Origin of the sequence: Ideonella dechloratans, from assembly GCF_021049305.1 — a bacterium.
Classification (GTDB): domain Bacteria; phylum Pseudomonadota; class Gammaproteobacteria; order Burkholderiales; family Burkholderiaceae_C; genus Ideonella; species Ideonella dechloratans.
Map to the genome: position 1 here is coordinate 371730 of NZ_CP088081.1, position 18265 is coordinate 389994.

The 18265-nt window shown below is 62.5% G+C and carries 22 protein-coding genes and 2 pseudogenes; 13 read left to right on the forward strand and 11 right to left on the reverse strand.

All coding sequences use genetic code 11. From position 1 onward, the window contains the following. Positions 1-21: 21 nt before the first annotated feature. From LRM40_RS01750 to LRM40_RS01780, 7 genes are all read right to left on the reverse strand, one after another. A complete protein-coding gene (locus tag LRM40_RS01750) occupies positions 22-405 on the reverse strand; it encodes a hypothetical protein (protein WP_151124972.1) in 384 nt (127 codons plus the stop codon). 70 nt (positions 406-475) lie between these two features. Then, a complete protein-coding gene (locus tag LRM40_RS01755; RefSeq protein ID WP_151124971.1) occupies positions 476-811 on the reverse strand; it encodes a copper-binding protein in 336 nt (111 codons plus the stop codon). Between the two features lie 12 nt (positions 812-823). Beyond that, complete coding sequence (locus LRM40_RS01760; protein WP_151124970.1) at positions 824-1282, reverse strand: DUF411 domain-containing protein; 459 nt, start codon at positions 1280-1282, stop codon at positions 824-826. Further along, positions 1279-1776 (reverse strand): cupredoxin domain-containing protein, encoded by a 498-nt coding sequence (locus tag LRM40_RS01765; protein ID WP_151124969.1) that lies wholly within the window; start codon positions 1774-1776, stop codon positions 1279-1281. Before LRM40_RS01765 ends, LRM40_RS01760 begins: the two co-directional genes overlap by 4 nt. Positions 1777-1790: 14 nt before the next feature. Further along, complete coding sequence (locus LRM40_RS01770; RefSeq protein ID WP_151124968.1) at positions 1791-3158, reverse strand: multicopper oxidase family protein; 1368 nt, start codon at positions 3156-3158, stop codon at positions 1791-1793. A gap of 14 nt (positions 3159-3172) precedes the next feature. Further along, positions 3173-4573, reverse strand: a complete 1401-nt coding sequence (locus LRM40_RS01775; protein WP_151124967.1) for a TolC family protein — start codon at positions 4571-4573, stop codon at positions 3173-3175. Next, positions 4570-4908 (reverse strand): hypothetical protein, encoded by a 339-nt coding sequence (locus tag LRM40_RS01780; RefSeq protein WP_151124966.1) that lies wholly within the window; start codon positions 4906-4908, stop codon positions 4570-4572. The genes LRM40_RS01775 and LRM40_RS01780 overlap by 4 nt, the downstream gene beginning before the upstream one ends. A gap of 234 nt (positions 4909-5142) precedes the next feature. Between LRM40_RS01780 and LRM40_RS01785 the strand changes: the two genes are divergently transcribed. Further along, positions 5143-5403, forward strand: coding sequence for a hypothetical protein (locus LRM40_RS01785; protein WP_231067674.1), 261 nt, complete (start codon positions 5143-5145; stop codon positions 5401-5403). Positions 5404-5468: 65 nt separating this feature from the next. Here LRM40_RS01785 and cueR read toward each other — a convergent pair whose 3' ends face one another. Further along, on the reverse strand, positions 5469-5924 hold the full coding sequence (cueR, locus tag LRM40_RS01790) for a Cu(I)-responsive transcriptional regulator (RefSeq protein WP_151124990.1): 456 nt from the start codon (positions 5922-5924) through the stop codon (positions 5469-5471). A 180-nt stretch (positions 5925-6104) separates the two neighbouring features. Between cueR and LRM40_RS01795 the strand changes: the two genes are divergently transcribed. The 9 genes and pseudogenes from LRM40_RS01795 to LRM40_RS01835 all read left to right on the forward strand — a co-directional run. Continuing rightward, complete coding sequence (locus LRM40_RS01795) at positions 6105-6383, forward strand: heavy-metal-associated domain-containing protein (protein ID WP_151124964.1); 279 nt, start codon at positions 6105-6107, stop codon at positions 6381-6383. A 60-nt stretch (positions 6384-6443) separates the two neighbouring features. Further along, positions 6444-6947 (forward strand): hypothetical protein, encoded by a 504-nt coding sequence (locus tag LRM40_RS01800; protein WP_151124963.1) that lies wholly within the window; start codon positions 6444-6446, stop codon positions 6945-6947. Between the two features lie 15 nt (positions 6948-6962). Continuing rightward, a complete protein-coding gene (locus LRM40_RS01805) occupies positions 6963-7202 on the forward strand; it encodes a DUF2933 domain-containing protein (protein ID WP_151124962.1) in 240 nt (79 codons plus the stop codon). Then, positions 7183-7848 carry a methyltransferase family protein gene (locus LRM40_RS01810; RefSeq protein WP_151124989.1) on the forward strand — a complete coding sequence of 222 codons (666 nt, stop codon included), beginning with the start codon at positions 7183-7185 and terminating at the stop codon, positions 7846-7848. Before LRM40_RS01805 ends, LRM40_RS01810 begins: the two co-directional genes overlap by 20 nt. A gap of 19 nt (positions 7849-7867) precedes the next feature. Next, a complete protein-coding gene (locus tag LRM40_RS01815; protein ID WP_151124961.1) occupies positions 7868-8119 on the forward strand; it encodes a DUF2933 domain-containing protein in 252 nt (83 codons plus the stop codon). Positions 8120-8150: 31 nt separating this feature from the next. Next, positions 8151-8423 carry a hypothetical protein gene (locus tag LRM40_RS01820; RefSeq protein WP_151124960.1) on the forward strand — a complete coding sequence of 91 codons (273 nt, stop codon included), beginning with the start codon at positions 8151-8153 and terminating at the stop codon, positions 8421-8423. Between the two features lie 88 nt (positions 8424-8511). Beyond that, complete coding sequence (locus LRM40_RS01825) at positions 8512-10974, forward strand: copper-transporting P-type ATPase (RefSeq protein ID WP_375138578.1); 2463 nt, start codon at positions 8512-8514, stop codon at positions 10972-10974. A gap of 46 nt (positions 10975-11020) precedes the next feature. Further along, positions 11021-11605 carry a YoaK family protein gene (locus LRM40_RS01830; RefSeq protein WP_151124959.1) on the forward strand — a complete coding sequence of 195 codons (585 nt, stop codon included), beginning with the start codon at positions 11021-11023 and terminating at the stop codon, positions 11603-11605. Between the two features lie 254 nt (positions 11606-11859). Further along, positions 11860-12089, forward strand: a pseudogene (locus tag LRM40_RS01835) (integrase core domain-containing protein); the annotation flags it as partial. 46 nt (positions 12090-12135) lie between these two features. Here LRM40_RS01835 and LRM40_RS01840 read toward each other — a convergent pair. Both LRM40_RS01840 and LRM40_RS01845 read right to left on the reverse strand, forming a co-directional pair. Then, on the reverse strand, positions 12136-13185 hold the full coding sequence (locus LRM40_RS01840) for an HNH endonuclease (protein WP_211373025.1): 1050 nt from the start codon (positions 13183-13185) through the stop codon (positions 12136-12138). Positions 13186-13368: 183 nt separating this feature from the next. After that, positions 13369-13797 (reverse strand): hypothetical protein, encoded by a 429-nt coding sequence (locus LRM40_RS01845; protein WP_151124957.1) that lies wholly within the window; start codon positions 13795-13797, stop codon positions 13369-13371. Between the two features lie 71 nt (positions 13798-13868). Here LRM40_RS01845 and LRM40_RS01850 point away from each other — a divergent pair, with 71 nt between their 5' ends. Continuing rightward, a complete protein-coding gene (locus tag LRM40_RS01850; protein WP_231067675.1) occupies positions 13869-14282 on the forward strand; it encodes a hypothetical protein in 414 nt (137 codons plus the stop codon). Positions 14283-15275: 993 nt separating this feature from the next. Further along, positions 15276-15992, forward strand: coding sequence for a hypothetical protein (locus LRM40_RS01855; RefSeq protein WP_231067676.1), 717 nt, complete (start codon positions 15276-15278; stop codon positions 15990-15992). A gap of 1117 nt (positions 15993-17109) precedes the next feature. On the opposite strand, the gene LRM40_RS01860 is transcribed toward LRM40_RS01855, so the two are convergent. Continuing rightward, positions 17110-17673 carry a peroxidase-related enzyme gene (locus tag LRM40_RS01860; protein ID WP_151124954.1) on the reverse strand — a complete coding sequence of 188 codons (564 nt, stop codon included), beginning with the start codon at positions 17671-17673 and terminating at the stop codon, positions 17110-17112. Between the two features lie 150 nt (positions 17674-17823). Between LRM40_RS01860 and LRM40_RS01865 the strand changes: the two are divergent. Beyond that, positions 17824-18243 (forward strand): annotated as a pseudogene (locus tag LRM40_RS01865) (septal ring lytic transglycosylase RlpA family protein); the annotation flags it as partial. Between the last annotated feature and the right edge of the window lie 22 nt (positions 18244-18265).

Here is an 18265-nt window from a genome sequence, read left to right on the forward strand (position 1 = left end):
CCGGTCAGTCGACGGAGTGGCTCAGACTCGGAATCGGAGCGTGGTGAGGAACAGAGGGTCCGGGGGCGGATGCACCTCGGACGACGCGGTGGCAGGCACGGCGTGCGCCTCCAAAGCGTCCAGTACGAACGGCAACTCAAGCACCTGGATGACCGCCACCAGGACGACGGCCGGCAACTTGACCGCCTCAAAAGTCTTGGCGGGATTAGCCGAGTGCTCGTGGCAGAGCGCCGGCTGCTGCGTGTCCATGCCCTCGCATGGCTGGCCCGCCTGCACCATGGCGGCCATCGCTTCGGCCCCCACTTCCTGCGGGCAGACGTAGCTCGCCAACGCCAGCTGCGAGAACAGCAGCGACAACACCACGAAGAACGCGGTGGTCAGGCGGTGGAGGCGCAGGCTGAGCATAGATGGCGACAGCTTAGAGGGGCTGAGGCAGGCAGGCCTTGACCTAAGACAAGTCCCGCCCGGCTTCGGCTTACTTCGCCACTTCGATGGCGGTCACGGTCAGTGCGCCGTTGAGGTTCTCGGCAGCGAACTTGACCTTGTCCCCCGATTTGATGCTTTCGAGCAGCTTCGGGTTCGCGACCTTGAAGACCATCGTCATGCCGGGCATGTCGAGGTTGGCGATGGGGCCGTGCTTGAGCGTGACCTTGCCCTGCTCCTTGTCCACCTTGCGGACTTCACCGTCGCTCGCCGGTGCGACTGCGGCTGCACCCTCCGGATGATGGGCGGAGTGGTCCGCAGTCGACTGGGCGTGCGCCGCGGTGGCCAGGGCGAACAGGACGGCTGCGGTGATGTGAATGAGTTTCATGGATAGATTCCTTCAAGCTTTGGGGTAGGCGGCGAACACGGTCTCGTGTCCGCTCTTGTCGATGAGAAAGACGTTGTAGGGGTCCTTGCGGGCGCCCATTTCCATGCCGGGTGAGCCTGGCGGCATGCTGGGTACGGCCAAGCCGACGGCCTTGGGTTTCAAGGCCAGCAGGCGCTTGACCTCGTCGGCCGGCACATGACCTTCCAAGGTATAGCTTCCAACTGTCGCCGTGTGGCAGCTGCCGAACCTCTCAGGCATCCCGAGTCGCTGCCGAACAGCGCCGGTGTCTTCGACCAACGTCAACTTGACTGGGAACCCAGCAGCCTTCAGATGGTCGGCCCAGGCGCCGCAGCAGCCGCAAGACGGGTTCTTGAAGACCTCGACTTGAGGCAGCGAGGTCGCCGCAATGGCCGGGAGCGAGGCGAGCGCCGTCGCACCCCAGGCCAGAGAGATGAGACGGCGCCGGTTCACTTGACGACGACCTTGCCGACCATGCCGGCTTCGAAGTGGGCGGGCATCAGACAGGCGAACTGGTACTCGCCGGCCTTGGTGAACTGCCAGACGATGTCGCCCTTCGCGCCGGGCTTGACGTGCGCCATGTTCGCGTCGGCGTGTTCCATGTTCGGGAACTTGCGCATCATCTCAGCGTGTTCCTTCAGCTCCTCGACGGTGCCCAGGACCATCTCGTGCATCACCGCCCCATTATTGGTGGCGATGAATTTCACGGTTTCGCCCCGCTTGATGGTGACCAGGTCAGGTGTGAAACGCATCGTGTCACTCATGTCGACCTTGATGGTTCGGGTCACCTTCTTCGGGTCGCCTTCGCGGCCGAACGCGCGCTCTTCAACCTTGGATGCGTCGAAGACATGCGCCTTCATCGGGTGACTTTCGTCGCCATGGGCGTAGGCGCCCGCAGAGTTCAGGGCAGCCAGGGCGGCGATGGTGACGATGTGCAGCTTCTTCATGGGAATTCTTTCTCTCAGTGGCCGGTGTGGCCGTTGGGTTTGCGAACTTGCAGAGTGTTGGCATCGGCGACGGGTGCTGTCGCTCGGGGTGCCTCGGAGACGTCGGCGGTGTATTCGGATGCGACGGTGCCGGCCGGGTGCTGATACCAGCCCGGGTCCTTGTAGTCGCCAGGGGCGAGGTTGTCGCGGACCTTCACGACGCTGAACATGCCACCCATGCCGACGGGGCCGAAGGGCCCGGTGCCGGTCATCATTGGCAGCGTGTTGTCGGGGATGGGCATCTCCATCTCGGCCATGTCGTGCATGCCACGCTCGCCCATCACCATGTAGTCGGGCACCAGGCTCGAAATCTTCTTGGCGACGTCCCGGTGGTCCACACCAATCATCGTGGGCACGGCGTGGCCCATCGCGTTCATGGTGTGGTGGGACTTGTGGCAATGGATGGCCCAGTCGCCGGCGATGGCATCGAATTCGATGGCCCGCATCTGGCCCACGGCGATGTCGGTCGTGACCTCGGGCCAGCGCGCCGACTTCTGCACCCAGCCGCCATCGGTACCCGTCACCTCGAAGTGAGGCCCGTGCATGTGGATGGGGTGGTTGGTCATCGTCAGGTTACCGACCCGGATGCGGACCTTGTCGCCCGTGCGCGCGACGAAGGGGTCGATGCCCGGGAAGGCTCTGCTGTTCCAGGTCCACAGGTTGAAGTCGAGCATGGTGTTGACCTTGGGCGTCGCGCTACCAGGCTCGATGTCATAGGCGTTCAGGATGAAGCCGTAGTCGCGGTCGACCTTGAACTGCTTCTGGTCCTTCGGGTGGACGATGAAGAGACCCATCATCCCCATCGCCATCTGCGTCATCTCGTCGGCGTGCGGGTGGTACATGAAGGTGCCCGAACGCTGCAGCACGAACTCGTACATGAAGGTCTTGCCGACCTGGATGGGCGGCTGCGTCAGGCCCGTCACACCGTCCATGCCTGAGGGCAACAGGATGCCGTGCCAGTGCACCGAGGTGACCTCCGGCAGCTTGTTGGTGACGAAGATGCGAATGCGGTCACCCTCGACGGCCTCGATGGTCGGGCCGGGGCTGGAGCCGTTGTAGCCCCAGAGATTGGCCTTCATGCCGGGCGCGATTTCGCGAACCACCGGCTCGGCGACAAGGTGGAACTCCTTGACGCCATTCTTCATGCGCCACGGCAGAGACCAGCCGTTGAGGGTCACGATGGGCTGGAAAGGGCGGCCATCGGGGGGAGCGGGGGGCGGCAGGGTGGCAGCTGAGGCCTGGATGACGGCCTCGGGCAGCAGCGCTGCGCCGGCTTTGCTGACGGCCGCTGCACCGAGGAGGGATGCGCCAGCGGCTTTGAAAAAGGTTCTACGGTTGCTCATGCTTGTTGTCCTTCTCAGTGGCCGCCAGATTGGCTCGATTCGGTCGCCTTGGCGGCGCCGACGCCGCTACCACCGCTTGGCGAGCGCCCCGTGACCGCGGTTTGCAGGTTGGTCTCAGCCAACCAGTAGTCGCGCAGTGCCTCGACGGCCCCGACGACGCCGGTCACCTGGTCCTTGGAGTCGGACAACAGGTCAAACACGCTGGCCAGCATCCCGTTGTAGCGAAGCAGGTTCTCCTCGGAGATGCGCTTGCGCAGCGGCACCACCTCGTCCCGGAAGTGCTTCGCCACGTCATAGGACGTCCGGTAGGCCGAGTACGACTCGCGCACTTCGGAGCGGGCCTTGATGGCTACGGCTGCAGTCCGGTTCATGGACTGCATATAGGTCGCTTCCGCACGAGCCACACGCGCAGAACCGAAATCGAACATGGGCAGCTCCAGTTCGATTTCGTAGCCTTGACTGAGTGCCTCGCCCGTGGCGCTCTTGTTCTGGTAGCCCATATGCAAGACGTTTACGAAGCGGGTGGCCTTGCTCAGTCCGAGTGACTTGGCAGTGGCCTCGGTCGAACGCTTGGCCATCAGCACGTCCAGCCGCTTGTCCATGGCGGTCTGCTCGGCATCCTTCGGCTCCGCGGGCGCCGCAGGCAGGTCGGGCAAGCGGTCCGGCAGCTTCACGTCGAGCTGCTCGCCGGAGAGGCCGAGCGCCCGCACCAGCGCCTCGCGCGCCGCGACGGCCTGGTGCCGCGCCTTGGCCAGGTTGGTGACGGCGTCCGAGTAGAAGGACTGCTCACGCATCTGCGCCAGCTTGCTGAAGTTGCCCGCCAGGACCATGCGCTTGGCGAGGTCGTTGGAGGCATCGGCGGCTGCCTTGACCTGGGCGTAGTAGCCGACCAGCTGCTGGGCCGCCACGGCTTCGAAGAACGCCTTGCGCGCCTCGGCTGCCGCACCGACGGACTCGTAGGCCGCTTGCAGCTGAGCCTGTTCGAACCGACGCTGCTCGACCTGCTTGGCCAGCGGCATGGTCAACAGCCCCAGGACGTTGAAGACGACGGCACGGTCGATTTCGACCACGCCGTTGCCACTCAGCCGCCCGAAGGTGAAAGAGGGGTTGGCCAAGCGTCCAGCGCGAACCAGGTCGGCCTCGGCGATGCCCAAATCGGCGTAGCTGGCCTGCAGCTCCTTGTTGTTCAGGAGCGCGACCTCAACGGCAGCATCTGCGGTCAGTGGCTGCTTGAGCAGTTCCGCGACGCGCGTTGCAGCCGAATCAGCCTGGTCAGCAGACCGCTGATAGGACGGCGACTGGCCGATGCGGTCCTTAGTGAGCTTGTCGACGGAGTCGAACCCGCCGTCCTGCGAGAAAGAAGCGCAGCCCGTCAGCACAAGGCCTGCCATTGCAACAGCAGTCAGCCGAATCATGGCTTGCCTCCCTGCATCGGATGGCCCATCCCCGGCATGGACTTCATGTCATGCGCGGGCATGGCGGCATTCGGCGTGGCCGGAGGGGCGGCTGCGGGGGCGGCTTGGCTGGCCTGGCTGGGTTGAACGCCCTGCTTGGCAGCCGCCGCGCCGACAGCATGGTTCAAGGCTCGCCAGTCGCCTGGTTCGAGGTCCTTGAACGGCTTGTAGTCCGCGAAGGCTGAGGTGTATTTGAGCTGAGCGGCGGGTTTGGTCGGCTCAGCGGGCTGGGCAATGGCCAGCATCGGGACACAGGCACTGATACCTGCGACCCACAACAAGGTGGATTTCTGCATGGATTGAACACATCTGACGGACCGAGCGGAACACTCGGAAATGCCTCGCACGCTGGACGCGCGAGTCCCTGTCAGCCTGCTAAGGCAGGCTTGGCGGGGTCAGATGGCTCTGGGAGGGCGGTCCTGACCTTCCGACTGGAAGTCGGGCGCAGGCGCATTGAGAGCGGGAAACACGACGGAAGCCACGGGCATGGCATCCGGGGCGGACGGCAGCTCCATCACCATCGCTGCTGCTTGACAGCCGCTGGCACAGATGTGGCAGCTGTCACTCTTGGCTCCATCGTCGACAGTGGTTACGCCCTTGTCTGCGTGCCTTTGGTCTGCGTGGTCGTCAACGTCGTCGCCGTGCATGCCATGGTGCGCGTGGCCGACTTCGGCCGCGACTTCATTCGTCTGTCCCGGTTCTGCACAAAGCATGGTCGCGGCCACCGCACCCCGGAAGGGGAGCAGCACGCAAACAAGCAGCAGAACGAAGATGCGAAAAAGTCTCACTGACAGAAGCCTAGCAGATGTTTGTCAAGTCAATATGTCAAATAGGGCCGAAGTTTAGCTTTCACGCGTCAGTTCCCATGTTTGCTCGCCACCTGCACAAGGTCCGAGTGGTGGGCGTGGCCGTCTCCACAAGACATCTCGGACGCGAGCGAGTCGATGATGGGGCACTCAGGTCGGTCATCACCCTTGCAGCCATGCACCAGATGTTCGAGAGCTGCTTTCATGGCCAGAAGTTCCTTGGCCTTCTTGTCCAGTTCCTGAATGTGCTGTAGGGCCAGCGCCTTGACCTCGCGGCTGGGCCGCCCTCGGTCATGCCAAAGACCCACGAGTTGTCCCACTGTCTGCAGTGAGAAGCCCAGGTCACGGGCGTGCCGGATGAAGCGAAGCGTCTCCACATCGGCAGCACCGTACTGGCGATACCCAGAGTCGGTCCGCTGGGCCGCAGGCAGCAGTCCCACCTCTTCGTAGTTGCGAATCATCTTGGCAGACACGCCAGATGCAGTCGCCGCCTGACCGATGTTCATCATCAACAAGTTCCTTGAGTCCTTGAGCCGACATCTCGGTCAGTCTAAACCTTCCCCCTGCGGGAGGGTCAAGCCGTTCTGGCAATGAGATGACGGAGGTCAAACGGGGGCCGCGCCTCGCTTGACCTTCCTGTAGAGGGAAGGTTCAAAGTGACCTCACCAACAGCGAAGGAGCTTGTGATGTTCACTTACCAAGTCAACGACATGACCTGCGGTCACTGCGTCAGCGCCATCACGAAGGCAGTCCTGGCAGTCGATAGCGGCGCGACGGTCGAAGTAGACCTTGCCGAACACATCGTGCGCATCGAGTCGTCCAACGCAGCAGACGACCTGCTCAAGCAGGCCATCCAAGGCGCCGGCTACGAGCCCATCGCCGTCAAGCCGACCGTTGGGCGTCCCGCAGCGCAGCGCACCGGTGGTTGCTGCTGCGTTACCGGCGCTGCTCGGTGCAGCGCTTGATGCCGGTCAATTGAAGCCCGGCAAAAGCTGCCAACCTTGTCACATCTTCAGGAGATAACCATGCGTTCGATTCTCGTTCTCGCTACCGCCGCCACGTTTGCCGCCGGTGCGTTCGCCCAGGCCGCCCCGTCTGACAAGGACCATGCGGCACATCATCCCGCAGGCGCTTCGGCACCTGCCGCCTCTGTCAAGGCACCAGCGAAGCCCGCAGCAAAGGCGGCACAGAGGCCGGCTACCGCAGCCAGCACCCCGTCGCCTGCGCAGATGGACACCATGATGAAGTCGATGCAGGAGATGCACGACAAGATGATGGCGGCCAAGACCCCGGAAGAGCGCCAGGCCCTGATGGCCGACCACATGAAGGCCATGAAGGACGGCATGGACATGATGGGGCAGATGAAGGGCGGCAAGTCCTCGATGGGGATGGGTGGCATGGGCGCCAAAGGCGGCATGGAGGGCATGCAGGGTCACCACGACATGATGTCTCAGCGCATGGACATGATGGAAATGATGATGCAGATGATGATGGACCGCGAGGCAACTCGCTCCGCGCCTGCGAAGTGACACCCAGGGGCTGCCATGGACCACGACCATCACGACGTGCCGCCTTTCTGGCGCTCACCTGCTGGACTGACGCTGCTGGTAGCCCTTGCGGTCGGCGGCTTCTTTCTGGTCAAGGAGCACACCGCCCACTTGTTGGGTGCTCTGCCCTACCTGCTCTTGCTGGCCTGTCCGTTGATGCATGTCTTCATGCACCACGGCCATGGTCACCAGCACGGGCAACCAAGGAGTACGGATGATGACCAACGTCGGCAATGACTACGGCCTTTGGGGCATGGTTCTCGTCAATTCCGTCGTCTTCGTCGGGTTCGCATACAGCTTCTTCAAGCCGACGAACCTGCGGGACTGGCGCAGCTTTGGCGCGTACAGCGCCTTCGTGGTTGCCCTGTTCGCCGAGATGTACGGATTCCCGCTGACCATCTACCTGCTGTCGGGATGGCTGGGTACCAAGTTCCCGGGCGTGAACATCTACGGGCACGACGCCGGCCACCTGTGGTGGGTCCTGACCGGCCGACAAGGTGACCCGCACTTCGGCGTTCTGCACATCCTGAGCTTTGTCTTCCTCTTTGCCGGGTTTACCTTGCTGTCAAACGCCTGGCATGTGCTGTACCACGCTCAGCGGCGGCATCAGCTGGCCAAAGCTGGCCCGTATCGCCGGGTTCGACATCCCCAATACATCGGCTTCGTGGCCATCATGTTCGGGTTCCTGCTGCAGTGGCCGACCTTGCTGACGCTCGCAATGTTCCCGGTGCTCGTGGTGATGTACGTGCGCCTGGCGATTGCGGAGGAGCGTGACTCCGAGAAGGCCTTCGGCCAGGCTTGGCGCGACTACGCGTCCCAGACCCCGCGCTTCATCCCCAAGCTGTCGGGTTGGAACTCCGACCGACCGGTCAACAGTCATTGAAAGCAGCTCGGACCGCACCATGAACCAGAACCCTACCCCTCCTTCCCGCTGGCGTTCACCGATGGGCATCTTCATGCTCATTGCTGGAGCGGTCGGCATCTACTACCTCCTGACGGAGCACCTGACGCACTTCACCCAGGCGATTCCATTCTTGTTCCTCCTGGCGTGTCCGCTGATGCATCTGTTCGGACACCACCACGGTGGGCACGGCGGACATGGAGGCCATGGCGACCAGAGCCAGAGCGAAGCCAAGCCCGACAAGCGGGAGTGACGTGACCGGGGGCAGTCGCCCAACGGGCGCCTTGAAGGCGGCCGAACTGGCCTCCGGCCTGGGGGCCATCGTGCTGGGTGCTGGGCTGGCCCTGGTGCTGCCCGACTGGCTGCGCAACTACGCGCTGCCGCTGCTCGTCGTCGGCGTGGTCGTCCACGGGCTTGGCATGAGCCTGAAATACCAGTTGGAGCGCCGGGAGGGCCCACCCTTGTGGTGGGAGCGGATGCTGTTTTGGCTGTGTTGGGCCGGCCTGGTTGGGCTCCTCGTCTGGATTGCCTGCGCAGCCATCGCTCGCCAGCCGTGAAGTCGGGCTTCTAAAGCCGTCGACAGAAATCCGCTTGACCTTCCCATTCGGGCAAGGTTGAAACTGCGAACAAGAACAGGAGTACGCCATGCGGTCATCGAACACAGAACATCGCGCCCATGCTGGGCATGAACACGTCCACCCCGCCGCGGAGCAGCCTTTGGCCGACGGTCACGGACCGGTGGCGAGCCATGACCACCAGACCCATGTTGGCCATGGTGGTCACGCAGGTAACGCGGGTAACGCAGGTAACGCGCATGCGCAGGACGACGTCACCCATCACAACGCGGAGCCCGGAACACATGTGATGCCCGATGGCACGGTGATGAAGGGTTCGCACTGCGACCACGCGCACCATCCCGCAGGTCACGACCACGTCGGGCATGAGCACCACCACTCGGCCGCCACCTTGCCGGCACTTCAGGGCGACCTGAGCCAGGTCGAATACACCTGCCCGATGCACCCGCAGGTGCGCCAGATGGGCCCCGGAAACTGCCCCCTCTGCGGCATGGCCCTGGAGCCGGTGCTGGCCACGGCCGAACAGGGCGAAAGCCCCGAGTTGCGCGACATGACGAAGCGCTTCTGGATTGGCACTGCGCTCACGGTGCCGGTCTTCGCGCTCGAGATGGGAGGTCACTTCTTCAATGTCCACCAGTTCATCGCGCAGCAGGCTTCGAACTGGGTGCAACTCGTGCTGGGGACGCCCGTCGTGCTATGGGCGGGGTGGCCGTTCTTCGTGCGCGCGGTCGCGTCGGTGAAGAACCGCAGCCTCAACATGTTCACGCTCATCGCCCTGGGCACCGGCGCCGCATGGCTGTACAGCATCGTCGGGACGTTGATGCCCACGCTGTTCCCGGCTGAGTTGCGCCTGGCGGACGGCGCGGTGCCCATCTACTTCGAGGCCGCGGCCGTCATCACGGTGCTGGTGCTGCTCGGGCAGGTGCTCGAGTTGCGGGCACGCGAGAAGACGTCCGGCGCCATCAAGGCGCTGCTCGGCCTAGCCCCCAAGACCGCGGTGAAGGTCAACGCCGACGGCAGCGACGAGACGGTCCAGGTCGATGCCATCCAGGTTGGCCACTTGCTGCGTGTGCGTCCTGGTGAAAAGGTCCCGGTCGACGGCGAACTCACCGAGGGTAAGGGCAACGTCGACGAGTCGATGGTGACGGGGGAGCCGATACCGGTGGCCAAGGCCGTGGGGTCCAAGGTCACGGCCGGGACGTTGAACCAGACCGGTGGCTTCGTGATGCGCGCCGAGAAGGTCGGCGCCGACACGCTGTTGTCCCAAATCGTGCACATGGTCGCTGCCGCCCAGCGCAGCCGTGCGCCCATCCAGCGCATGGCCGACCAGGTGGCGGGCTGGTTCGTGCCGGTGGTCATGCTTGTGGCTGCGCTGACCTTCGCAGTCTGGCTGGTCTGGGGGCCCTCGCCGGCGTTCAGCTATGCGCTCATCACCGCAGTGGCGGTGCTCATCATTGCCTGCCCGTGTGCGCTGGGGCTGGCGACGCCGATGTCCATCATGGTCGGCGTGGGCAAGGGCGCGCAGCACGGCGTGCTCATTCGTGATGCCGAGGCACTGGAAAAGATGGAGAAGGTCGACACGCTGGTGGTCGACAAGACGGGAACGCTCACTGAGGGACGCCCGAAGGTCGTCCACATTGAAGCAGCGGCTGGCTTCGGCGCCGATGACGTGCTGCAGAGGCTGGCGAGCGTCGAACGGGCCAGCGAGCATCCCTTGGCGATGGCCATCGTGATGGACGCGCAGGAACGCAAGCTGACGCTGTTGCCGGTCACCGACTTCGACTCGCCGGTGGGCAAGGGCGTCATCGGGACCGTCGATGCGCAAGTCGTTGTGTCTGGCAGCGCGAAGTTCCTGGCCGAACACGCCATCGACTCAAGCCGCCTTGCCGCAGCAGCCGAAGCGCAACGGCAGAAGGCTGCCACGGTCATCTTCGTAGGCATCGGAGGCCAGCTGGCCGGTTTTGTCGCGATTGCCGACCCTATCAAGGCCACGACACCGCAGGCGCTGAAGGCCCTCCAGACCGCTGGCGTGCGGGTGGTCATGCTGACGGGCGACGGCAAGACGACGGCCGAGGCTGTGGGCCGCGAACTGGGTATCGACGAGGTGGTGGCGGAAGTCTTCCCCGAGGACAAGGCAGCCGTGGTCAAGCGCCTGCAGGGCGAAGGCCGGGTGGTGGCGATGGCAGGTGACGGCGTCAACGATGCTCCGGCTTTGGCCCAGGCCACGGTCGGGGTCGCGATGGGCACCGGAACCGATGTGGCGATGGAAAGCGCCGGCATCACTCTGTTGAAAGGTGACTTGATGGGTATCGTGCGGGCGCGCACGCTGTCCCAGGCCACAATGCGGAACATCCGGCAGAACCTGTTCTTGAGCTTCGCCTACAACGTGGCGGGCATTCCGCTGGCAGCCGGTGTGCTTTACCCGTTCTTCGGCCTGCTGCTCTCGCCGGTCGTTGCTGCGGCGGCGATGGCGCTTTCCTCGGTCAGTGTCATCGCCAACGCGCTTCGCCTTCGGACGGCGAACGTGGAGTAGTCTCGAGCGTGGTTGGACGTTCCTACCTGCCGGGGGTGTTCACCCGATGGGCACCGAACGCAGGTGGTCCGAGGCTCGCCCCTCGACAGACACCATCGCTGTGGCCACCTTCGTAGGCGGATCGGTCTGCACGGGATTGCTCACGAATTGGGGACGCCGAATGCGAATGTCAGGGCTGCATGCCCTTCCGTTGCTGGTCGATGCCCTTGCCCTGCTCGCTTTCGGCCTACTTGGCGCCAGCCTGCACCTGGCTTTCGACGTTGTCATCCTGGCTGCAGTCTTGCTGCTTTGCTTCAGCATGGGGCTGCCGAACGCGGCGATCACCAAAATCTCGCGTGCCCAGATCAGAACGACCCACCTGACCGATGTGCTTACCGACCTTGGCATCGAACTCGCCCGAGTGTGCTACTGGAACCGCACCCATACCTCCTACGCTCTTCGCGAGCGCGCCGACCGGCAGAAGCTGGCGATTCACGCCACGCTGGCTGCGGCGTGCTTCTCTGGTGCGATTGCAGGGGCGCTGGCGTTCAAGCACATCGGCTTCAGCGCAACGGTACCGCTGGCACTGCTGCTGGCCTTGGTGGCCATGCTGCCACTGATCGCCGACCTGAGCTGTATGAGCTCCGGCTGAACCACAAAGGTTAGCCAGTCCAGGCGCAGGCTTGCTCCCATCGTGGTGATCTGACTCACCCGCCAGAGTGGCGCCGCGAGGAATGGGAGGTTCTGGTGGGCCGGAGCCTGGCGACCGGCCTGCCCCGTGGTCGTAGGCCCAAGGACCGCTTGATGGCGGTCAGCGTGCGCTTGATCCCAGGCGGCGAGCGGCAGCAACCGCTGCAAAGCAGACATCGCCGGCGCGGACGCTGGGTCAGGCCTGCCTCATTCGACGATACGCTGAGCCAGGCATTGGGCAACGAGCAACGGTTCACACAGCCCAGGTGTCCGCAGACCAATGGCATGGTGGAGCGCTTCAATGGACGCCTGGCTCAGGTGCTGAAGTCGCACCGCTTCAACAACGCCCATGACCTGGAGACAACGCTCAACTGGTTCGTCTGGCTCTACAACAAATACCTGCCCAGAGTGCGCTGGACCTGAACACGCCGATTCAGGCTCTCAAGAATTAGCAGGCCTCGCCTTCTGATTTATTCGCCTATCGGGGGGCAATCACCCGAGCCCTGACAGTTGGGTCTGCGTGGGAAGTCGCGCGGTCTCGTGCTTTGGACCCTGGGGGATTTTCAGCAGCTTCTTGAGGTACTTTGCGTGGCGTTCGTCGAGCGTCTCGGCTAAGCCTGGGGGCCACTTGTCTTTGGGTCGAGCGAGTAGCTGATTCTGGAGCGACGTATAGGTAATGTCCTTAATTGAATCGGACACATGCACGCGTCCGTCTTTGTCGATGGAAAGCAAGTAGGCGTCGAAAAGCGCATGAATATCCGCGCGCAGCAGCAACCCGTTCGATAGGGAATAGTCACGGCCCACGGAATAGGGAATTATATGTGCTGCTTCGAGGACGGCCTCTTCAGTGCATTTAGAAACGGCGCATTGTGCGCCCCAGATATCCTTCAGCTTGCTTTTGAATAATCCCTGATTATGACGGACTTGATTGAGTACTTTTTCTACTTCGTCCGGAGGGATATCTTCGAGGAATTCCTCCTCAATGCTCTTGTGTGCCAGGTCGGTCTCTGCGTCGGTGGATAGGTCCGTCTCCTGGGGAGCTTGAACAGGGGGCGTGCTAGAAAGTTCAGTCTCTGTGACTTCGGGTTGGCTTCTCAGGATGTCCCAACTCTGATCGGGCCAGAGGCCTTGGGACTTAGATATGCCGCAGAGGGTGGCGAAATCGTTGATGAACTCTGTGTCGCTGACGAGGCCATCGAACTGGGCAATGCTGAAGCTTATCCGCGAGCCGTGCATCATCTCGACGCCGCCCGCAGCGTGCATACGCTCCAGCAGCGCGGGTGAGATCGCCTTGGTGTACTTGCCGCGTAGGTTGATCGTTATATTGAAGTTTTTCCAGAGTCTCCCGCCTCGGGGCGAGGCTCGCGGACTGTCTGGTGGCTTGACCCCAAAGCAGAGGTCATCGTCGGCTATATACCAGTCGAAGCCCTTGTCGTGGAGGCGCATCGCAGCATGCTGAAACGCAGCGCGCTCGTGGGCGGGAATGCTCCGCACGAAGTCGCTTTTTGAACCAAACTTTCCAGCAAATTCATCAAAATTCACGGCGCAGCTCCCATGCTTTTGCGTGAAGTTACCATGGCTTTTGCAGAAGCCAGTTGCTCGAAGGGCATGTCGCAGTTCCGAGTGCTGAGGCGACTTTAGGTGTACCGAGAGGCCGCTTGGTGAGCGCAGGCGGTCTTCGAATGCGCAAGCTTCGATTTCCGCCAACCGTCGCACATCAGCCCCTCAATTCAACTCAAACGGCACCCGCCTCAGCGGATCTGCTGACGCGCTCAAGCCGAAGCGATCACGCAGTCGCCCGGCGGCCCTTTTCAGCATTGTTCTGTATTCCCGTCCGGTGGAGGCGTAGCGGCCGGGGATGCTCAGCTGCTTCTCGCCCAGAGAGATACGCAGCAAGGTCAGAGACATCCCTCTGAGCTGGGACTCGCGCCAACTCTCTTTCGTCAGCGCGCTTGCCGCGCGCAGGGTTGGCCGGGTGCCGGAGCTGACGAGGCGCGCATACGTTGCCTCAGCTTCGGCGATGGCCGATTCGCGGCGAGCCGACTCCGCTTGCTCTATGGCGTCTTGATGCTGCTCGCGCACCTGCAGGTACAGGTCTTCATGCTTGGCCAGTGTCGATAGGTTGACACCAGCTCTTTGTGCCACCTCGGTCACGGATACGCCTTGCTCATTGGCCTCTTCCAGCAGCTGGTGGAGGAGGGCATGGTCTGCGCGCAGACTTACGCGTGGGACGCGCTTTGGGTCACGGCTGCCAGGAACTGGCTGACGCTGGTGTCTGGGACTACCTCCAAGCCTTGGCAAACCTGGAAATCCTCGAGTGGAAACCTCGGAAAGGATTTTTAGTCATGGTCGCCGATGCGCACGCGGCGATTGCATTGGCCACCTTCAATCGCGGCACGCGAAGTCACAGGCTGACATGGCAGGTCCGTGAGGTTCCCATCAAGCGTCGCGTGCGCCTCGCCGAGGCCTTCGCTATGAACTTCGGGGCTGGCAGCTTTTGGCGGGGGCTGGTCTCACCCGATTTCATTGAACGATACGATGATCCCGTCGATTTCATGCTGGCTGGTTCCGTACAGTGTCGGTCAGCGACTGCGGTTAGGCGTTTTCTGATTGCAGCTGGTTTCTGCGGTACGGAGTGATCTCTGCATGCACAGGCAGGAGGCGGTGGTGACCGAGCCTGACTGAAGTCCGGACCTTGGCATGTCTTCGGTGAAGGTTCTCGAGGCTGAGCTGTGTTCCCCTGCCGTTGTCAATTCCATGGGCGTGGCGGATGCATGCCGGAGACAGATAACTCAAAGCGTTCGGGTTGATCATGAACTCACCATTGAGCCAATGCCGATGTCTATTTTTCGCCGTCGCAGGTCTTCACGAGCTAGGCTATCGCGACGTTCGAGCGATGCCGCTCCTGCGTAATGGGGCTTGGTCTCTTGCCATCGCAGATGGCACGGTCTTCTCTGCGAGAAACGGAGCAGTGATCGAGTCGACCATGGTCGGTAGTGCAGCGATCTTTCGATCTCATGAGTTCGGTCTGCCAGATGTCGGTGTGGAGCCTATGCAACTGGCAACCAGACTAGCCGAGCGCTTCAGTGGTCTGTGGGCACGCGTCTCGGCCGATTCGACGGCTTACTCGGCTTGGCTCGAGTCATTGATCGCCCATATGGCCGTGCATCCGAGCGCATTGCCGTCGGTTTTTCCGGATGGTGAGGATGGTCAGGTGTGGATCCACTACCTGTCTGATGATCTTGGGACCCATCTTCGGAATGGACGAAGATTTCAACGGCCGCCGTCGGGACGATTTGGGTCTGAGATGCCTGGAGAGATCGCCATTGCACAACCTCGCCCCGAGGATGCGCCAGACCTCATTTGGCCTACGATGGATTCGTCCCACACAGCGCTTGATGATTGGTGGGAGCAGCATCGGCCTAGAGAGAGCGACTGAATGGCCGCAGTGAGCCGTCTCATCACCACTCCAGGAGCACGAGGTGAATCCATCGGACTTCCAGCCTGACCGGGTCCTTGTTTGGGCGGACTGCATTGACCTGCTCCCTCCAGACCATGAGTGCGGGCGGCGGCAATCGCCACGATTCGGCACACCGTTCGCAGGCTTCTCTGGGGATCAAGAAGGGGAGTAGATGATGAGCACAGAGCTGACGACACAGTCAGTCGACATCAGTACCTACCAACTGCGACGCAAGATGCTGGGGCATTTGGCGCAGGCGCAGGAGTTGGAGCACAAGTTCCTGGCCGCGTCTCGAGACGTTGTCAAAGAAGCCTCCACGCGGCTGACGGATCACTACTCCGAGCTGATTCAGCGCGAGATGCCACGATGGAGTTCGTATCAGGTCGATAAGTTTGCTCGCTACACGTCGATTGCTTCTGATGTCCTGATGAGTTGGCAACGATCCTATGAGGCCTTGAGCCAGGCCAGAGCCGAGGACGCACAGGCCGCGGAGGTAGTGGACAAGGCAAAGAAGGCCAAGAGCGAGACCTCCAATTGGATCGGCATGGCGGCCAAGGGTCGAGAGGATGACTATCGGCGGGCATCCGCCTTGCTGAAGAATGCCGAAGACCAAGCCCAGCAATGCGCAAGCCGATTGAAAGGGGCGACCCAGGCAGCAACCGCAGCGGCTGAGCGGCTGCTGGAAGACTGCATGGCCAAATCTGTTCAACTTGCGAAGGCCACTGACTACCCAGTGGCCCAGTTCACCCGAACAGTCTTGATCGACGCGACGAAACGTGCCGAACAGCTGACCTTGGTCCATCTGCAAGAGCAACGCGCCATCCACTTGGAGATGCAACGTGACCTCGACACGCTCAGACAGCTTGTTGGAGACGAACATGGACATTGATTTACTGGGGCCGGCGCGCAAGAGGATCGTCGAGGCCAGCGTTCAACGGGTTGTGGTTCCACCGTCGAACCTCTTGACTACGGGCGAGCGCCTTTCAGGATTGCTCGGAGGCAGCACTACTGACCTGGTTCGCGCAGGAGCTGGCGCGGGTCTGGGCGTAACCCTCGGGCTGCACACAGGGTTTGCCCTTTTCGGCACAGCCGTCAGTGGGGCGTGGGTCCTGGCGCCTCTGTTTGGCTTGGCTGCGGTGGTTGCTGGGCGGGCGGGCAAGGACTGACGTGCCAAGGGCAAGTGGACGGTTGACGCTGGTGTCGGCCTGATCCGCTTTGCTGCATCAACGTGGGCTCTCGTGGACCCGCCAGATTGGCGTCCTCGTAGAGGCGGACTGGCACCAATGGATGGACCAAGGTGACGCGTCCTAGCAGGGTCAATACGCGGCGACCATCGACGCACATGGGACCCAACACCTAAGGAACGTGCGCATTTCATGGCGTGACTTGGACGACTCAGCGGCGATTCGCCGACGGCGCATAAGTTGGCGGCCTTCAACTCAACGCTCGTGACAGAGGGGGAGAGACAGTCGATCCAAACATTGCCGCCAGATGTGGCTGATCGAACAAGTCCCGCCAGCAATTGGTTGGAGTCGCGCGCCCAGCCGCCTCGAAGTGCGTCAAAAGTCGCCACGAATTGCTTTGTTCGTCGGCTGGCTTATGCTGTTCTTCTCAGAGTGTGTGAAGTTGGGCATATCCTGGCGTGTTCGCCACGTTATGCCTGATTGCAAGTTCCGTCAGGAATTGCCTTCCTGAAGAGCCGAAGTCGCGGCCACGCGACATGGGGGTCCGTGAGGTGTGAACTTGACTGCCACGATCCGCAAGCTGCGTGATGCAGCTTGGCTGGAGCCGTTGCAGGTGGCGATGTCCCTCGGCGTTTTGGCGATCTCGGATGCGCCAGCTTCACATCCGCGCTGTTGCTGGCTGTGCGCTCAAGCCACATCCCGTCTTCGCTGGCCGAAACTTGAACGTCAAGGGAGTGCACAACGTGTACTTGCAAGTCCGGGCGGGTTCTCGGGCGAGACTTCGAGTTGGCCTGCCTGGCCTGTCAGCTGGGCTGAGCAGGCTCAACGGCCCATGCTGTAGAACTCGTCGTTGGGTCGCATGCTGCTCACGTTGGCCATTCGGTTGGATAGGCCGAAAAACGCGGTGATGGCGGCGATGTCCCAGGCGTCTTCCTGGCTGAAGCCGTGGACGGCCAAGGCTTCGAAGTCGGCTTCGCCCACGTCATGTGCTGCCGTCGAGACCTTCATCGCGAATTCCAGCATAGCCTTCTGCCGTTCGCTGATGTCGGCCTTGCGGTAGTTCACGGCCACCTGGTCTGCCAGCAGTGGTTGCTTGGCGCGGATGCGAAGAATGGCGCCGTGAGCGATCACGCAGTATTGGCACTGGTTGGCGTTGCTGGTGGCCACTACGATCATCTCGCGCTCTGCCTTGCTGAGGTTGCCCGGTCGGTCCATCAATGCGTCGTGGTAGGCGAAAAAGGCGCGGAACTCGTCGGGCCGGCGGGCCAGCACCAGAAACACGTTTGGCACGAAGCCGGCCTTTTCTTGCACGGCCAGGATGCGAGCGAGGATGTCCTCCGGCAGATCGGTCAGTTCGGGGACCGGAAATCGGCTGATCGGGGGCATGGGGTTGGTCTCCTGTAGCGGGCATGTGGGAATTGCTTGTCTTGGCCGCTGGCCATTCACGGACAGGGCGTGCTGCCGCAGAATAAGGCAAGCTTCCTTGTAGGGCCGTTGCTTTTGTCCACGACATCACTCCCCTTGCTGCGTTCTCCCATCTGGCGCTGGCCGCCGGCCACCGACCGGGCGCTGCTGACTTCACTGGGACTGAGTCTGTTGCTTCTGTCCGCCTGCACCACGGTCACCCGCCGTGATGCAGCGCCTGCGGGTGGGGAGGGCTCGGTGTCCGGTCTGCCCGACGCGGTGCCGCGCATCGAGCCCATCCGGGTGGGTGGGCCCAACAAGCCCTACACCGTGCTGGGGCGCAGCTATACCCCGATGACGGCCGATCTGCCGCTCTATGAGGAGGGGTTGGCCTCCTGGTATGGCCGCAAGTTCCATGGCGCGCGCACGGCCAGTGGCGAGCCCTACGACATGAATGCGATGACGGCCGCCCACCGCACCATGCCGCTGCCCAGCTACGCCCGGGTGCGCAACCCGGCCAATGGACGCGAGGTGATCGTGCGGGTGAATGACTGCGTATTCCACGCGATGGCGG

Bases quoted from the DNA above. Each gene is read 5' to 3' on its own strand.
- LRM40_RS01815 (WP_151124961.1), top strand. From the start codon at position 7,868: ATGAACCAGAACCCTACCCCTCCTTCCCGCTGGCGTTCACCGATGGGC.
- LRM40_RS01860 (WP_151124954.1), bottom strand. From the start codon at position 17,673: ATGCCCCCGATCAGCCGATTTCCGGTCCCCGAACTGACCGATCTGCCG.
- LRM40_RS01765 (WP_151124969.1), bottom strand. From the start codon at position 1,776: ATGAAGAAGCTGCACATCGTCACCATCGCCGCCCTGGCTGCCCTGAAC.
- LRM40_RS01800 (WP_151124963.1), top strand. From the start codon at position 6,444: ATGCGTTCGATTCTCGTTCTCGCTACCGCCGCCACGTTTGCCGCCGGT.
- LRM40_RS01825 (WP_375138578.1), top strand. From the start codon at position 8,512: ATGCGGTCATCGAACACAGAACATCGCGCCCATGCTGGGCATGAACAC.
- LRM40_RS01755 (WP_151124971.1), bottom strand. From the start codon at position 811: ATGAAACTCATTCACATCACCGCAGCCGTCCTGTTCGCCCTGGCCACC.
- LRM40_RS01795 (WP_151124964.1), top strand. From the start codon at position 6,105: ATGTTCACTTACCAAGTCAACGACATGACCTGCGGTCACTGCGTCAGC.
- cueR (WP_151124990.1), bottom strand. From the start codon at position 5,924: ATGAACATCGGTCAGGCGGCGACTGCATCTGGCGTGTCTGCCAAGATG.
- LRM40_RS01750 (WP_151124972.1), bottom strand. From the start codon at position 405: ATGCTCAGCCTGCGCCTCCACCGCCTGACCACCGCGTTCTTCGTGGTG.
- LRM40_RS01810 (WP_151124989.1), top strand. From the start codon at position 7,183: ATGACCAACGTCGGCAATGACTACGGCCTTTGGGGCATGGTTCTCGTC.
- LRM40_RS01770 (WP_151124968.1), bottom strand. From the start codon at position 3,158: ATGAGCAACCGTAGAACCTTTTTCAAAGCCGCTGGCGCATCCCTCCTC.
- LRM40_RS01805 (WP_151124962.1), top strand. From the start codon at position 6,963: ATGGACCACGACCATCACGACGTGCCGCCTTTCTGGCGCTCACCTGCT.
- LRM40_RS01830 (WP_151124959.1), top strand. From the start codon at position 11,021: ATGGGCACCGAACGCAGGTGGTCCGAGGCTCGCCCCTCGACAGACACC.
- LRM40_RS01855 (WP_231067676.1), top strand. From the start codon at position 15,276: ATGATGAGCACAGAGCTGACGACACAGTCAGTCGACATCAGTACCTAC.
- LRM40_RS01775 (WP_151124967.1), bottom strand. From the start codon at position 4,573: ATGATTCGGCTGACTGCTGTTGCAATGGCAGGCCTTGTGCTGACGGGC.
- LRM40_RS01780 (WP_151124966.1), bottom strand. From the start codon at position 4,908: ATGCAGAAATCCACCTTGTTGTGGGTCGCAGGTATCAGTGCCTGTGTC.